Here is a 14,295-nt window from a genome sequence, read left to right on the forward strand (position 1 = left end):
CATCAGCGGGCGCCCTTCGGTGCGTAGCGGGCGTGTACCGCGGCAATCGCCTTCTCGTAGGCGGCGTGGGTTTCCTCGGCGCTGGAGACGGTGAAGTGCAGGTCTTGCAGCAGACCGTTGTGCAGGCCGTAGACCCAGCCGTGGACCACCAGCTCCTGCTTGCGCTGCCAGGCGTCCTGCACGACGGTGGTCTGGCAGGCGTTGAGCGCCTGCTCCACCACGTTGAGTTCCACCAGCGCATTCACGCGCTGCGACTCATCGACCGTGTCGAGCCAGGCCTGATGGCGGTTGCGCACGTCCTGCACGTGGCGGATCCAGTTGTCGGCCAGCCCGACGCGCGTGTCGCGCAGGGCGGCCGCCACACCACCGCAGTTGGAATGGCCGACGATGATGATGTGCTTGACCTTGAGCATGTCGGCGGCGAACTGGATCACCGACAGGCAATTGAGGTCGGAATGCACCACCACGTTGGCCACGTTGCGGTGCACGAACAGCTCACCCGGCAGCAGGCCCACCAGGTCGTTGGCCGGCACGCGGCTGTCGGCGCAGCCGATCCACAGGTACTGAGGCGCCTGCTGCTTGAGCAGGCTGGTGAAGAAGCCGGGCGAACGCGCCTCGGTGTCGCGTGCCCAGCGCAGGTTGTTGTCGAAGAGTTCTTTGAGTTCGGTCGTCATGGGTGCACCTTACATCGTCTCGGCGAAGAGCTCGCGGCCGATCAGCATGCGCCGGATCTCCGAGGTGCCCGCGCCGATTTCGTAGAGCTTCGCGTCACGCCAGAGCCGGCCCAGGGGGTATTCGTTGATGTAGCCGTTGCCGCCGAAGATCTGGATGCCTTCGCCCGCCATCCAGGTGGCCTTCTCGGCGCACCACAGGATCACGCTCGCGCAGTCCTTGCGCACCTGGCGCACGTGCTCGCTGCCCAGCAGGTCGAGGTTCTTGCCCACGGTGTAGCAGAAGGCGCGGGCCGCCTGCAGCACGGTGTACATGTCGGCCACCTTGCCCTGGATGAGCTGGAACTCGCCAATGCTCTGGCCGAACTGCTTGCGGTCGTGGATGTAGGGCACCACGTTGTCCATCACCGCCTGCATGATGCCGATGGGGCCGGCGGCGAGCACGGCACGCTCGTAGTCGAGGCCGCTCATGAGCACCTTGGCACCGCCGTTCAGCGTGCCCAGCACGTTCTCGGCCGGCACCTCCACGTTGTTGAACACCAGCTCGCCGGTGTGGCTGCCGCGCATGCCGAGCTTGTCGAGCTTCTGCGCGATGGAGAAGCCCTTCATGCCCTTCTCGATCAAGAAGGCGGTGACGCCGCGCGCGCCCAGCTCGGGCTCGGTCTTGGCGTAGACCACGAGCGTGTCGGCGTCGGGGCCGTTGGTGATCCAGAACTTGCTGCCGTTGAGCAGGTAGTGGCCGCCCTTGTCCTCGGCCTTCAGCTTCATGCTGATCACGTCGGAACCAGCGCCCGGCTCGCTCATGGCCAGCGCGCCCACGTGCTCGCCGCTGATCAGCTTGGGCAGGTACTTCTTCTTCTGCGCTTCGTTGCCGTTGCGCTTGATCTGGTTCACGCACAGGTTGCTGTGCGCGCCGTAGGAGAGGCCCACGCTGGCCGAGGCGCGGCTGATCTCTTCCATCGCGATCATGTGGGCCAGGTAGCCGAGACCGGCGCCGCCGTATTCCTCGCCCACCGTCACACCCAGCACGCCCAACTCGCCCATCTTGCGCCACAGGTCCATGGGGAACTGGTCGCTCTTGTCGATCTCGGCAGCGCGCGGGGCAATCTCGGCTTGCGCGAAGTCACGCACCGCGTCGCGCAGGGCATTGATGTCGTCGCCGAGTTGAAAGTCCAGGCCGGGCAGGTTCATGGTGTCTCCAGGGGAAAGGGTTCAGGCAGTCTTCTTGTCGGCGGCTCGCTTGCCGCTCTCGGCCAGCAAGCGCCTGGCCTCTTTTTCGTGGGTGCGCACCTCGTCGAGCGTGACGCTCAGGTCGGCCATCTGCTGCTCGAGCTGGGCGCGGTGCACGCCCAGCACGGCGAGGAACTTGGTCAGCTGCGCATGGGTGTCGCGCGGCGACTCGTACATGTCGACCAGCTCCTTCACCTCGGACAGCGTGAGCCCCAGCCGCTTGCCGCGCAGCGTGAGCTTGAGCCGCGTGCGGTCGCGCGGCGTGTAGATGCGGTTGCGGCCCTTGCGCTGCGGCTGCAGCAGGCCGCAGTCTTCATAGAAGCGGATGGCGCGGGTGGTGAGATCGAACTCGCGCGCCAACTCGCCGATGGTGAAGGTGGGGCCGGAAGGCGGTGATACCTGAGTGACAGCAGCGGCGGGCATGGCTACCTACAATGGGCTTCAATTGACGTATACGTCAAGTGTAGCCAACCGGAACCGCCCGCATGAACGCCCTTGAACATGAACTGAGCTACCCCTTCGGCGAGACCCTGCCCGAGACGGGCCGCACGCTGGAAGTGGCGCCCGGTGTGCGCTGGGTGCGCATGAGCCTGCCTTTCGCGCTGGACCACATCAACCTCTGGCTGCTGCGCGACGAGATCGACGGACGCCAGGGCTGGAGCATCGTCGACTGCGGCATCGCCAACGACGCCACGCGCGCCGCCTGGGAGCAGGTGTTTGCCACCGAGCTGCAAGGCCTGCCGGTGCTGCGCGTGATCGTGACGCACCTGCACCCCGACCACATCGGCCTGTCGCACTGGCTCACCGAGCGCTGGAGCACCCCCGAGCACGAGTGCCGCCTGTGGATCAGCGGCACCGACTACAACGGTGCGCGCATGTCGAGCAACCCGGCCACCAAGGCCACCGTGATCACACCGGCGTTCGCCGCCCGCCATGGCATCACCGACCCGGAAGCGCTGGAGATGATCCGCACACGCGCCGGCCACTACGCCAGCATGGTGCCCAAGGTGCCCGACCGCTTCCAGCGCATGATCGACGGCGACGTGATCCGCATCGGGGGCCGCCCTTGGCGCTGCCACGTGGGCTACGGCCACGCGCCGGAGCACATCTCGCTGCACTGCGCCGAACTGGGCGTGCTGATCTCCGGCGACATGGTGCTGCCGCGCATCTCCACCAACGTGGGCGTGCACGAGAACGAGCCCGAAGGCGACCCGCTCAAGCGCTACCTCGACTCCATCGAGCGCATGCGCGCCCTGCCCGCCGACAGCCTGGTGCTGCCCTCGCACGGCCGGCCCTTCCGCGGCCTGCACACGCGCATCGACCAGCTGAAAGCCCACCACGACGAGCGCTTCGCCGAGGTGCTGCAAGCCTGCGCCGAGAAGCCGCAGAGCGCCGCCGACCTGCTGAGCGTGCTGTTCCGCCGCAAGCTCGACCTGCACCAGACCACCTTCGCCATGGGCGAGTCGATCGCCCACCTGAACGCGCTGTGGCACGCCGGCAAGCTGAAGCGCGGGCTCGACGCCGACGGCGTGCACCGCTTCACGCCGGCCTGAGCGGGACCGCCCGGGTTTCCCCGGGTTGGCCTACATCTCAGGCTCGGCGGTTCGATAAGGGGAGACAACGACAACCGGGTCCCCCGATGAAATTCCTCTTCAACCTCAAGATCGGCACCCGCATGGGTCTCGGCTTCGGCGTGATTTTGTTCACGTCGAGCGTGCTCGCCGGCATCTCGCTGCTGCAGTTCGGCAGCTTCAAGAAAGAGTTCAACGAAGTGGCACTCAAGACCGTGCCTTCGCTCGAATCCTTCGCGGCCATGGACAGCGACCTGCAGCAGATCCGCCAGGCTCAGCTGCAGCTCCTGCTCGAGTTCGACATGGAGGCCCGCAAAGCGCAACTGGCCCGCGCCACCAACGCCTTCGCCGCGCTGACGCAGCACCACGAGAAGCACAAGGCACTGCTGTCCGATGCGCAAGCCGAAGCGCTGTGGAAGGCCATCGACGAGAAGCTGCTGGCCTCCAAGACCGCCTTCGTCAAGATCCAGGGGCTGGCCCTGGAGCTGTCCAAGGCGCAAGACCTGCGCGGCATCGTGATGGGCGAAGCCGGCGCTGCGGGCGACGCGCTGAGCCAGGCGGTGCAGGCCGCTTCTGCCCACAACGTGACGAACTCGCGTGAAGCGGTGCAACGCGCCGAGCACACCTACCAGACCGTGCTGACGGTCGTCATCGCCATCACGGCTGCCATGGTGCTGGGCGGCGTCGTGATCGCCTTCACCATCACCCGCGCCACGGTGAGGCCGCTGCGCGACGTGATTGCGGCAGCCTCGCGCGTGGCCAGCGGCGACCTGTCGCGCGACATCCATGCCGACGGCCAGGACGAGCTGGCGCAGCTGATGCGTTCCTTCGCCACCATGCAGGACGGGCTGCGCCGCATCGTGAGCGAGCTGCGCAACGCCAGCGAGCTGGTCAACACCGCGGCCAGCGACATCGCCGCCGGCAACCAGGACCTGTCGGGCCGCACCGAGGCGCAGGCCGCCAGCCTGCAGCAGACCGCGGCCTCGATGACCGAACTCACCGCCACCGTGCGCCAGAGCGCAGGCACGGCGCAGCAGGCCAACAGCATGGCCATCGGCGCGGCCGGCGTGGCCGGCGAAGGCGCCAAGGTGGTCGACAACGTGGTGGGCACCATGGGCGAGATCAGCGCCTCGGCCCGCAAGATCGGCGAGATCATCGGCGTGATCGACGGCATTGCCTTCCAGACCAACATCCTCGCCCTGAACGCCGCCGTGGAAGCGGCGCGTGCCGGCGAGCAGGGCCGCGGCTTCGCGGTGGTGGCGAGCGAGGTGCGCTCGCTGGCCCAGCGCAGCGCCCAGGCGGCGCGCGAGATCAAGGCGCTGATCAACGAGAGCGGAGAGAAGGTCGAGAACGGCGCCCGACTGGTCGACGACGCCGGCCGCACCATCCAGGAGGTGCGCCGCCAGATCGAGCAGGTGACCACCATGGTGGGCGAGATCCACACCGCCTCGCACGAGCAGTCCAACGGCATCGGCCAGGTCAACGCGGCCATCGGCCAGCTCGATCAGTCGACACAGCGCAATGCCGCGCTGGTGGAACAGGCCGCCGCCGCGGCCGAGACGCTCAAGCAGCAGGCGCACCAGCTCACGCAGCTGACGCAGGCGTTCAAGCTGGCGGCCTGATCACCCCCGCAGCGACAGCGCCCAGCGCTGGCAGGCCGCCAGCACCTGCTGCAGCGTGCCGGCGGCCGGCGCGTGGAAGGCGAGGCCGATGTGGCGGCGCACCGTGCGCAGCTCGGCGCAGTCGTCGCGCACGACGATGCCGGGCCGGGCCTGCACCGCCTGCAAGGGCGCGATGGTGACGCCCACGCCGGCGGCCACCAGGCCCTGCGCCCACTCCTCGCTCTGCACCCGCGCGCGCACCTCGGGCAGCACCGCGCCGCGGCCGAGCGCCGTCTGCCAGCTGTCGCTCATCTCGCAGTGGGTGCGCTCCACGAAGGCCTGGCCGTGCAGGTCGGCCAGTTGCAGCGATTCCTTCACCGCCAGCGGGTGCTCCTCGGGCACCAGCAGCACGTACTGCTCTTCCCACAGCACGACGAACTCGGTGCCTTCGTCGGCGCAGGTCGACGCGGTGAGCGCCGCATCGGCCGGCGCCTCGTCCTCGGCCAGGTTCAGGGCCAGCGCGGGAATGTCGCGCCGCAGCTGGCGCAGCAATCGCGCCGTGTGGTCCACGCTCAGCGAGGGCAGCACGCGCAGCGCGAAGGGCTGCTCGTCGCCCTGGCGGAAGCTCGCGCTGATGGCCTCGGTGTCGGCGAGCAGCTTGCGCGCGAGGCGATAGAGGCGCTGCGCCGCCGGCGTGGGCTCCAGCCCGCGGTGCTGGCGCAGGAAGAGGCGCGACTGCAGCTCCTCCTCGATCTGCGCGATGGCGCTGGAGATGGCCGGCTGCGTGACAAAGCACACCCGCGCCGCGCCCACGGTGCTGCGCTCTTCGAAGGCGGCGCAGAAGTAGCGCAGGTTGCGCAGGCTCAGCATCGTTCGCTGCCCATGTGTGTCTACTCCTGGTAGGTGGGAAAGCGCGGCAGCGTGCGCGCCACGTTCTCGTCGTGCGCGGGCACCACGGTGAGCTGCGGGTGGCGCTGCATCAGGCGGTGGATCTGCACGATGGCGCGGCGGTTGTCGGCCTTGTCATGGTCGAGCTTGACGGCGGTGCGCGTGATCCACGGCCGGTCGGCGGGGCGCCGCAGGCCTTCGATCGTCCAGGTGACATCGCCGGTGAAGAAGTAGCGCCGGCCCGAGGGCAAGTGCACGAACAGCCCCACGTGCCCGGCGGTGTGGCCGGCCAGCGGCACCAGCACCACCGAGCCGTCGCCGAACACGTCGCGCTGCGCGGCAAAGCCCATGTAGGGCGTGGCGTCGAAGCGCAGATCGCGCCAACGCTTCACGCCGCTGAACTGGCTTTGCAGGAAGGCCGGCGGGTGGCCCTGCGCCGCATGCTCGCGCTCGGTGGGCTGCACCCACACCTCGGTGTCGGGGAAGTCGGGCAAGCCGCTCACGTGGTCCCAGTGCATGTGCGAGGGCACGATGGCCATCAGGCTGCTCGCGGCCACACCGTGGCGCGCCAGCTGCGCGGCGGCCGGCTCCTCGGCGCGGTAGCCGAAGAACTCGCGGTCGATCGCTCCGTTGACGGCGAACTGCGCAGCCACCTCGCGGCCGAGCCCGGTGTCGAACAACAGCGTGCCCTGCGGGTGGCGCACCAGCACGGCGGAATGAACCGGCTTGCGCGGGGTGAACCAGCTGCCGCCGGCCACCACCAGGGCCTCGACCGTGCCGGCCGATTCGCCAGTGCGCAGCACCGACAGCGCCAGCCCCTGCGGCGGCTTCACCGCCGGCCACTCAGCCGGGATCTCGGGCAGGCCCGCCACCGCGCCCGCGTCCAGCGGCCGGTCTTGCCAGGCCAGGAAGGCCACGCCCGCCACCAGCACGCCGGCCACGCCCAGCAGCACCCGCTTCGTCAGCTTCTTCATCGAGATCCACTCCTCTGATTGATCGAAGGCCGCACGGTAGCGAGGGCCGATCAATCAGGGAAATCTTATTTGCCTTTTGATCGGCAATGTTTTTCTTATACGAAGCAAGGGATCAGGCTGCGGGCCGGTAGGGCTTGAACACGTCGCGCAGCGCCACCGCTGCCCGTGTCGCCGGCTGCGACAGCGACTTCTCGATCTCGTTGAGGTGGCGGCGCATTTCGGTGCCGGCGGCCGCCCCCGAGTCGCCCTTGGCGATCACCTGCAGCAGGCTGCGGTGGCTGTGCGCCACGCACATGGGCTCGCCCGGCGCCTTGTACAGCGCCATCAGCAGCGAGGTGGTTGGCAAGAGCTCTTCCAGCAGCCTCACGAAGATCGGGTTGCCGCTCATCTGCGCGAGCTTGAGGTGGAACTCGCCCGAGAGGCGGATCGCCTCCTGCTTGTTCTGCAGCTTGGTGGCGCGCGCCTCGGCTTCGACGAGCTGCTTCAGCTCGGCCAGTTGCGGCGCGCTCAGCTTGCCGGCCAGGCGGCGGGCGACTTCGCACTCGACCACGCGGCGTGCATCGAACACGTGCTCGCCGTCGCGGCGCGTGGGCTCGGGCACCTGGGCGCCCTTGTTCGGGCGCAGCACGATCACACCGTCTTGCGCGAGCTTGTGCAAGGCCTGGCGCACCAGGGTGCGCGAGACGGCGAAGGTCTCGGCCAGCTCCTCCTCGCGCAGGCGCGTGCCGGGCGCGAGGCGGTGATCGATCACCGCGGTGTAGATGGCCTCATAGACGCGGTCGGCCGCCATCATGGGCGCGGCATCGGGAACAGATGGCTTCTTGCGTGCGGGCATGCGGCATTGTCAGCGCGCTGGCTTGCGCTTCAAGAGCTTCATCAAGGCCAGCGTGCCGCCCATCACCGCGAACGACACCACCGTGGTCACCGTGCCCAGCGCGTAGATGGCCGGCGTGGTGACGGTGCTGGTGAGGCCCTGCAGCTCCAGCGGCAGCGTGTTCACGTCGCCGATGGCCTGCGAGGTGCGGGCGATCTCGTCCCAGCTCAGCGTGAAGCCAAACATGCCCACGCCCACCAGGCTGGGTGCGATCAGCGGCAGCACCACGTGGCGAAAGCTCTGCCACGGCGTGGCGCCGAGGTCGGAGGCCGCCTCCTCGTACGACGGATTGAAGCGGTTGAAGACGGCCAGCATGATCAGCAGGCCGAAGGGCAGCGTCCACGTGAGGTGCGCGCCCAGGGCCGAGGTGTAGAGGCCCATGGCCGTGCCATAGCCTTCGAGCCAGCTGCCCAGGCCGACCGCTTCGAGCACCGTCTTGACCCCCGTGTCGACCAGACGGAACTGCAGGCCGATGCCGAGCGACACGACGATCGACGGCATGATCAGGCTCGCCACCGACGTGTAGAAGAGCAGCCCGGAGCCAGCGAACTTCTTGCGGAATGCGAGCCCCGCCCCCAGCGAGAGCAGCACGGTGAAGCCCATCACCACCGTGCCCAGCGCCACCGAGCGGCGGAAGGCGGCGGCGATGTCGACCACGCCCATGCCTTCCCACAGCTTGGCGAACCAGTGCAGCGACACGCCGCGCATCGGGAAGGTGAGCCCGCCTTCGGGGCCCTGGAAGCTGAGCACGAAGATGGTCAGCATCGGGCCGTAGAGGAACAGCACGAACAGGCCGAACACCGCGGCCAGGGCGTAGAAGGAACCGGGGCGCTTCTCCTCTTTCATCAGAGTTCCTTGCGGATGTCGACCAGCTTCGTGAGGCCCCAGATCATCATCAGCGTGACGATCAGCAGGATCACCGCATTGGCCGCGGCCATGGGGAACTGCAGGTAGGAGGTCTGCACCTGGATGATCTTGCCCACCGAGGCGATCTGCTGCCCGCCCATCACGCCGATGGTGACGAAGTCGCCCATCACGATGGTGATGACGAAGATGGAGCCGATGATGATGCCGGTGCGGCTGAGCGGCACGATCACGTTCCACACCGTCTGCCAGCCGGAAGCGCCGTTGTCGCGTGCAGCTTCGAGCAGCGCACGGTCGATGCGCATCATCGAGTTGAAGATGGGCACGATCATGAACATGGTGTACAGGTGCACGAAGGCCAGCACCACCGAGAAGTCGCTGAACAGCAGCCACTCGATGGGTGTCTCGATGATGTTGGCGCCGATCAGTGCCTGGTTGATCACGCCGTTGCGGCCCAGGAGCGGCACCCACGAGATCATGCGGATCACGTTGGACGTCCAGAAGGGCACGGTGCACAGGATGAAGAGCAGTGTCTGCGCGCCCACCGAGCGCACGTGGAAAGCCAGGAAGTAGGCCACCGCAAAGCCGATCACGAGCGTGATCAGCCACACCAGGAAACAGAACTTGAGCGTGGAGAGGTAGGTCTTGAAGGTGACGCACAGCTCGCTGGTGCTGCCGCAGCCGCTGAAGACGTCGATGTAGTTCTGCGCCGTGAAGGCCGGGATGAGCTCGTAGTCGGTGGCGCGCCAGAAGCTCACCGCGGCCACCAGCAGCAGCGGCAGCACGAGGAAGAGCACGAAGACCAGCGTGAAGGGCGTGGCCTGCAGCCACGCGCTCAAGCGGAAGGTCTTGGGCGTGCTCATCGTTCAGCCCCCGTCACACCGGCCTCCGTCACACCAGCGCAGGCCGGTGTCCACTCGGGGCAGTGGATCCCGGCCTGCGCCGGGGTGACGGCGTCGGGGCTCATGCACATCGCTCTCAGAACGAGTGGCTGATGCCCGCGCCGACGACCGTCTGCGAGTCGCCCACGGCCTTGAGGCCGTAGAAGCTCTGCGACGCGCCATCGTCGTTCTTCATGTAGATGAGGTTGGCGGTGAGCAGGGTGCGCTTGGAGAGGTTGTACTTGAGCAGCAGGCGGATGAAGGCGGAGTCGGCGTCCGAGTCCTTCAGGTCGCGCGCCACGTAGTCGAGCGAGGCGCTGGCGACCGCGCCCAGCGGCGCATCGAAGCCGATGTCATAGACCGCCGCCTTGGGCTTGCCCGGCGTGCCGGTGCCGGAGAGCTGGTTGTCGGCGCTCGAATAGGCCAGGCGTGCGTTGTAGCCGCTGAAGCTGTAGCTCACGCCGGCGGAAACGAGCTTGTCCTTGGCCACGTCGACCTGCTCGGCCTGGTGGTAGGTGAGCACCGCCTTGAACGGGCCGGCCTTGTAGCTCAACCCGACTTCCGCCGTGCGCGGCCCGCCCTCGCCCAAAGCGCCCATCGCCTCGATGCTGAAGCCGCCCCAGCTCGGCGACACGTACTTGGCCGCGTTGTTGAGCGTGTCGCTGGTGAAGCCGAAGCCGTCGTAGGAGAACACGGCGTAGCCACCGAAGATGAAGAAGTCGCCGAGCAGGTCGTCGTTGACGTTCCACTGCCGGCCGAATGTCAGCGTGCCCAGGCTCTTGCTCGACAGGCCCACGTAGGCCCCGCGATTCCAGAACGCGCCCTGGGTGGTGCCGGTGTCGGGGTTGATGCCGGACTCGATGTCGAACACCGCCGCCAGGCCGCCGCCCAGATCTTCCGAACCCTTGAAGCCCAGCCGCGATGGGTTGAGCCGGCCGTTCTCCAGGCGGTACTCGCCACCGCTGGCCACGTTGCTGGCGTACACACCGTCAACGGACAGGATGCCGTAGGCGGTGACGCTGGATTGCGCGTAAGCGCCCGAGGCGCAGGCGGCCAAAGCCGAAGCCGCAAGAAGAGAGCGACCAGAAACCGAGAGCAAGCTGTTCATGTGATTCCCTCTGATGGAGTTGTGATGAAGAAGACAGAGCGAGCGCAGCGAAGCGCCACATCAAGCAACACCCGAGGAACCGGCTTTGCCGGGCCTCTGGGTGGCGCCCCTCGGGGGCAGGAGCGATAGCGACTGGGGGGCTACTCAGGCCGCTACGAATTCATTCCACTTCTGAACCATGTACGCGTTCTCGTCCATGATCGCGTTCCAGCAGGCGATGCCGCCCATGCGCGATTCATAGCTGCCACCGTCGCGCACGCTGCCGGTCTTGGCCAGCAGGTCGCCGTTGGGCGACTTGATGTCCTGCGTGGCGGCCTTGCCCTCCATCCAGTAGGCCCACTCGTAGGCTTCCATCTTGGCCTTGGCCGTCTCCAGCACGGCGCTGTAGTAGCCCTGGCGATTCAGGTAGGCACCGGCCCAGCCGTCGAGGAACCAGTTGATGAACTCGTAGACGCCATCGGCCTTCTTGCCGGTGACGCTCTTGGGCACGCCGAAGCCCGCCGCCCAGGCGCGGTAGCCCTCCTTCAGCGGCTGGAAGGTGCAGGCGATGCCCTTGGTGCGCACGGCCGTGACGGCTGGCGACCACATCGACTGGATCACCACCTCGCCCGAGGCCATCAGGTTCACGCTCTCGTTGAAGTCCTTCCACAGCGCGCGGAACTGGCCGGCCTTCTTGGCCTCGATCAGCGTCTTGATCGTGAGGTCGATCTCCTGCTTGGTCATGTTGCCCTTGTCGGGGTACTTGTAGAGGCCCGCCGCCTCGACCACCATGGCCGCGTCCATGATCCCGATGCTCGGGATGTTGAGGATGGCCGCCTTGCCCTTGAACTCGGGGTTGAGCAGTTCCTTCCACGATTCGATCGGGCGCTTGATGAGGTCGGGGCGGATGCCCAGCGTGTCGGCGTTGTAGACCGTGGGGATCAGCGTCATGAACTGCGTGGGCGTCGCCGAGAACGTCTTCGAGTCCGGCTTCTCGAGGTACATCACCTTCTTGGGCGCGGTGCCCTGGTCGCCCACCTTCTTGCCGGCGACCTCGCCCTTGGTGAAGAGCGTGGTGATCTTGTCGGCGTTCTTGATGCGCTTGGTGTCGATGCCCAGCAGGTTGCCGGTGGGGATGATCTTCTTGAGCGAGAAGTACTCGGTGTCGATCAGGTCGAAGCTGTTGGGCGCGGTGACGGCGCGCTTGGTCACGTCGTCGGTGGTGACCGGGATGTACTGGATCTTGATGCCGGTGTCCTTCTCGAACTTCTCGGCGATGGCCTTGTCCTGGTTCACCGCGGTGCCCAGGTAGCGCAAGGTGATCTGCTCCTGCGCATGCACGAACGGGAACGCCATCGCACCGCCCGCGGCGGCCGCGCCTTTGAGCAGGGTGCGGCGCGAGGGGCCTGGCTTCAGCTGATCGTCTTGGGACATGGGCTCTCTCCTGGGTTGAGTGACTGTTGGGTTAGGCGGGCACGCTCAGCGCATGCGCCTCGTGCGGCAGCCACGAGACGTAGACGGTTTCGCCGGGCTGCATCGGCGAGGCGTCGAAGGCGGCATCGGCCAGGGTGGCCGTCCACTGGGTGTCGGGCGCCTCGCCCTGCGGCGCGAGGCTGAGCTGCACATAGGTGCCCTGGTATTCGATGGCCTTGATGGCAGCCTCGCGTGCACCGCCGGCCGGCTCGCGCTGCAGGCGCATGCGGTCGGCGCGCACGGCGATGGGGCCGCTGCCCGAGGCGATCACGTTGTGGGCACCCATGAAGCGGGCCACGAACTCGGAGCGCGGTGCGTTGAACACCTCGCGCGGCGAGCCGGTCTGCTCGATGCGGCCGTTGTTCATCACCACCACCTGGTCGGCCAGGGCCATGGCCTCTTCCTGCGAGTGGGTGACGTGCACGAAGGTGAAGCCCAGCTCCTGCTGCCAGCGCTTGAGCTCGGCGCGCATCTGCACGCGCAGGAAAGGGTCGAGCGCGGAGAGCGGTTCGTCGAGCAGCAGCACGCGCGGCTCGGTCATCAGCGCACGGGCCAGTGCCACGCGCTGCTGCTGGCCACCCGAGAGCTCGCTGGGCAGGCGCTGCAGGTAGGGCGTCATCGCCACCAGGGCCAGCAGTTCCTTGGCGCGCGCGTGGCGCTCGGCCTGGGCCTTGCCGCGCATCTTCCAGCTGAAGGCCACGTTGTCGAGCACGCTCAGGTGGGGAAAGAGCGCGTAGCTCTGGAACATCATTGCCGTGCCGCGGTCGGCGGCGGCGCTGTAGGTGATGTACTTGCCGCCGAGCAGGATCTGCCCGTCGCTCGCCAACTCGTGGCCCGCGATCATGCGCAGCGTGGAGGTCTTGCCGCAGCCCGAGGGGCCGAGCAGACAGCAGTAGCTGCCCGAGGCGATGCTGAGGTCGATGCCATCGACTGCCACGGTGTGGCCGTAGCGTTTGACGAGCGAGGTGAGCACCAGGCTGGAATCGGGCTTCATGCCGCGGCCTGTATGCAATGCATGTGCCAAGCATTTGCACCATCTTCCCGCACGCCTTTGGGGCAAGTCATGCCACACAGCTGGGTGCAGCTCTTGCTCAGGCTCTGCATCGATCACCGCTTTGTATACAAAACGGTGCAGCAGCAGAGCCAGGAGGCCCCATGAAGATCCGCGTCATCAACCCCAACACCACCGCCACCATGACGGCCAAGATCGGCGCCGCCGCGGCGGCGGTGGCCTCGCCCGGGACCGTGATCGAGGCGGTGCATCCCGCTTTCGGGGCACCGTCCATCGAAGGGCACCACGACGACGTGTGGGCGGCGGCCGGCGTCACCGAGCAAGTGCGGGCGGGCGAGGCCGCAGGCGCCGATGCCCACGTGATTGCCTGCTTCGGCGACCCCGGCCTGCACGCCGCCCGCGAGCTGGCGCGCGGCCCGGTGATCGGCATCGCCGAAGCGGCGTTCCACTGCGCATCGCTGCTGGCGACGGGCTTCTCGGTGGTGACCACGCTCACGCGCACCTGCGTGATCGCCGAGCACCTGGTGCTGCAGTACGGCTTCGAGCGGCGCTGCCGCGGCATCCATGGCACCGACATCGCGGTGCTGGAGCTGGATGACCCGGCAAGCGATGCCTACGCGCGCGTGCTGGCCTGCGCGCGCGAGGCGCTGCTGCGTGATCGCTCCGGTGCCATCGTGCTCGGCTGTGCGGGCATGGCGGACTTGTGCCTGCGATTGCAGAACGAGCTCGGCGTGCCGGTGGTCGATGGCGTGGGCGCCGCCGTCAAGCTGGCTGAGGGGCTGGTGGCGCTTGGTTTGGGGACGAGCAAGGTGGGGGACTTTGCGAAGCCATTGCCCAAGGCGTATGTCGGCTTGGCCGCACCCTACTCACCTTGAGCCAGCGACCCTGGCATCCGCGGGCGGCGCCCTCTTCGCGCGCCACCACACGCTCGTACGCCACAGTCCGTTCGGGCTGAGGTATCGAAGCCTTGTGGCGCTAGTCGCGAGGTTGGTTCTTCCTACTTCGAACGGGTGCGCCGGGATATGCGCCCGGCGGCGCACCTTCTTTTCTTTGCTTGCCCAAAGAAAAGAAGGCAAAAGAAAGGGCACCCTGCTCGCCGGTCGGCCTAGGGCCGACTGCTCTGCGCTGCTCGGACTTGGGGGCTCGCGCCCAACTCACTACGCGGCCTG

Annotated in this window: 14 protein-coding genes; 3 read left to right on the top strand and 11 right to left on the bottom strand. The window is 67.5% G+C overall.

Features of this window, described 5'->3' with window-relative positions:
* Positions 1 to 2: 2 nt before the first annotated feature.
* From can to VFL64_RS21370, 3 genes are read right to left on the bottom strand one after another with little or no spacing between them, the layout of a single operon-like run.
* The gene (gene can / locus VFL64_RS21360) at positions 3 to 674 is read right to left on the bottom strand and encodes a carbonate dehydratase (RefSeq protein WP_489542400.1); all 672 of its coding nucleotides are present in this window, start codon (positions 672 to 674) and stop codon (positions 3 to 5) included.
* A gap of 9 nt (positions 675 to 683) precedes the next feature.
* Positions 684 to 1,862 (bottom strand): isovaleryl-CoA dehydrogenase, encoded by a 1,179-nt coding sequence (locus tag VFL64_RS21365; RefSeq protein WP_489542401.1) that lies wholly within the window; start codon positions 1,860 to 1,862, stop codon positions 684 to 686.
* Between the two features lie 21 nt (positions 1,863 to 1,883).
* Complete coding sequence (locus tag VFL64_RS21370; RefSeq protein ID WP_489542402.1) at positions 1,884 to 2,324, bottom strand: MerR family transcriptional regulator; 441 nt, start codon at positions 2,322 to 2,324, stop codon at positions 1,884 to 1,886.
* 62 nt (positions 2,325 to 2,386) lie between these two features.
* Between VFL64_RS21370 and VFL64_RS21375 the strand changes: the two genes are divergently transcribed.
* Together VFL64_RS21375 and VFL64_RS21380 are read left to right on the top strand one after the other, a co-directional pair.
* A complete protein-coding gene (locus VFL64_RS21375; RefSeq protein ID WP_489542403.1) occupies positions 2,387 to 3,454 on the top strand; it encodes an MBL fold metallo-hydrolase in 1,068 nt (355 codons plus the stop codon).
* Between the two features lie 86 nt (positions 3,455 to 3,540).
* Positions 3,541 to 5,094, top strand: coding sequence for a methyl-accepting chemotaxis protein (locus VFL64_RS21380; protein WP_489542404.1), 1,554 nt, complete (start codon positions 3,541 to 3,543; stop codon positions 5,092 to 5,094).
* On the opposite strand, the gene VFL64_RS21385 is transcribed toward VFL64_RS21380, so the two are convergent.
* The 8 genes from VFL64_RS21385 to VFL64_RS21420 form a co-directional block, all read right to left on the bottom strand.
* Positions 5,095 to 5,943 (bottom strand): LysR family transcriptional regulator, encoded by an 849-nt coding sequence (locus VFL64_RS21385; RefSeq protein ID WP_489542405.1) that lies wholly within the window; start codon positions 5,941 to 5,943, stop codon positions 5,095 to 5,097.
* Between the two features lie 20 nt (positions 5,944 to 5,963).
* Positions 5,964 to 6,935, bottom strand: a complete 972-nt coding sequence (locus VFL64_RS21390; protein WP_489542406.1) for an MBL fold metallo-hydrolase — start codon at positions 6,933 to 6,935, stop codon at positions 5,964 to 5,966.
* A gap of 112 nt (positions 6,936 to 7,047) precedes the next feature.
* Positions 7,048 to 7,770, bottom strand: coding sequence for a GntR family transcriptional regulator (locus tag VFL64_RS21395; RefSeq protein WP_489542407.1), 723 nt, complete (start codon positions 7,768 to 7,770; stop codon positions 7,048 to 7,050).
* Positions 7,771 to 7,779: 9 nt separating this feature from the next.
* Entirely contained in the window at positions 7,780 to 8,655 is an 876-nt protein-coding gene (locus tag VFL64_RS21400; protein ID WP_489542408.1) for an ABC transporter permease, read from the bottom strand.
* The gene (locus VFL64_RS21405; protein ID WP_489542409.1) at positions 8,655 to 9,536 is read right to left on the bottom strand and encodes an ABC transporter permease; all 882 of its coding nucleotides are present in this window, start codon (positions 9,534 to 9,536) and stop codon (positions 8,655 to 8,657) included. Before VFL64_RS21405 ends, VFL64_RS21400 begins: the two co-directional genes overlap by 1 nt.
* 115 nt (positions 9,537 to 9,651) lie before the next feature.
* Positions 9,652 to 10,662: a porin gene (locus tag VFL64_RS21410; RefSeq protein ID WP_489542410.1), complete on the bottom strand. Its 1,011-nt coding sequence runs from the start codon at positions 10,660 to 10,662 to the stop codon at positions 9,652 to 9,654.
* Between the two features lie 144 nt (positions 10,663 to 10,806).
* Positions 10,807 to 12,075 carry an ABC transporter substrate-binding protein gene (locus tag VFL64_RS21415; protein WP_489542411.1) on the bottom strand — a complete coding sequence of 423 codons (1,269 nt, stop codon included), beginning with the start codon at positions 12,073 to 12,075 and terminating at the stop codon, positions 10,807 to 10,809.
* A 31-nt stretch (positions 12,076 to 12,106) separates the two neighbouring features.
* On the bottom strand, positions 12,107 to 13,108 hold the full coding sequence (locus tag VFL64_RS21420; RefSeq protein WP_489542412.1) for an ABC transporter ATP-binding protein: 1,002 nt from the start codon (positions 13,106 to 13,108) through the stop codon (positions 12,107 to 12,109).
* A 161-nt stretch (positions 13,109 to 13,269) separates the two neighbouring features.
* Between VFL64_RS21420 and VFL64_RS21425 the strand changes: the two genes are divergently transcribed.
* The gene (locus VFL64_RS21425; RefSeq protein ID WP_489542413.1) at positions 13,270 to 14,001 is read left to right on the top strand and encodes an aspartate/glutamate racemase family protein; all 732 of its coding nucleotides are present in this window, start codon (positions 13,270 to 13,272) and stop codon (positions 13,999 to 14,001) included.
* Positions 14,002 to 14,295 lie beyond the last annotated feature (294 nt).

The organism is Rhizobacter sp. (genome assembly GCF_035702065.1).
GTDB lineage: Bacteria > Pseudomonadota > Gammaproteobacteria > Burkholderiales > Burkholderiaceae_C > Rhizobacter.

Excerpts from the sequence above, each read along its gene's own strand:
- can (WP_489542400.1), bottom strand. The coding sequence starts at position 674 with ATGACGACCGAACTCAAAGAACTCTTCGACAACAACCTGCGCTGGGCA.
- VFL64_RS21375 (WP_489542403.1), top strand. The coding sequence starts at position 2,387 with ATGAACGCCCTTGAACATGAACTGAGCTACCCCTTCGGCGAGACCCTG.
- VFL64_RS21395 (WP_489542407.1), bottom strand. The coding sequence starts at position 7,770 with ATGCCCGCACGCAAGAAGCCATCTGTTCCCGATGCCGCGCCCATGATG.
- VFL64_RS21405 (WP_489542409.1), bottom strand. The coding sequence starts at position 9,536 with ATGAGCACGCCCAAGACCTTCCGCTTGAGCGCGTGGCTGCAGGCCACG.
- VFL64_RS21370 (WP_489542402.1), bottom strand. The coding sequence starts at position 2,324 with ATGCCCGCCGCTGCTGTCACTCAGGTATCACCGCCTTCCGGCCCCACC.
- VFL64_RS21365 (WP_489542401.1), bottom strand. The coding sequence starts at position 1,862 with ATGAACCTGCCCGGCCTGGACTTTCAACTCGGCGACGACATCAATGCC.
- VFL64_RS21385 (WP_489542405.1), bottom strand. The coding sequence starts at position 5,943 with ATGCTGAGCCTGCGCAACCTGCGCTACTTCTGCGCCGCCTTCGAAGAG.
- VFL64_RS21420 (WP_489542412.1), bottom strand. The coding sequence starts at position 13,108 with ATGAAGCCCGATTCCAGCCTGGTGCTCACCTCGCTCGTCAAACGCTAC.
- VFL64_RS21415 (WP_489542411.1), bottom strand. The coding sequence starts at position 12,075 with ATGTCCCAAGACGATCAGCTGAAGCCAGGCCCCTCGCGCCGCACCCTG.
- VFL64_RS21400 (WP_489542408.1), bottom strand. The coding sequence starts at position 8,655 with ATGAAAGAGGAGAAGCGCCCCGGTTCCTTCTACGCCCTGGCCGCGGTG.
- VFL64_RS21390 (WP_489542406.1), bottom strand. The coding sequence starts at position 6,935 with ATGAAGAAGCTGACGAAGCGGGTGCTGCTGGGCGTGGCCGGCGTGCTG.
- VFL64_RS21380 (WP_489542404.1), top strand. The coding sequence starts at position 3,541 with ATGAAATTCCTCTTCAACCTCAAGATCGGCACCCGCATGGGTCTCGGC.
- VFL64_RS21410 (WP_489542410.1), bottom strand. The coding sequence starts at position 10,662 with ATGAACAGCTTGCTCTCGGTTTCTGGTCGCTCTCTTCTTGCGGCTTCG.
- VFL64_RS21425 (WP_489542413.1), top strand. The coding sequence starts at position 13,270 with ATGAAGATCCGCGTCATCAACCCCAACACCACCGCCACCATGACGGCC.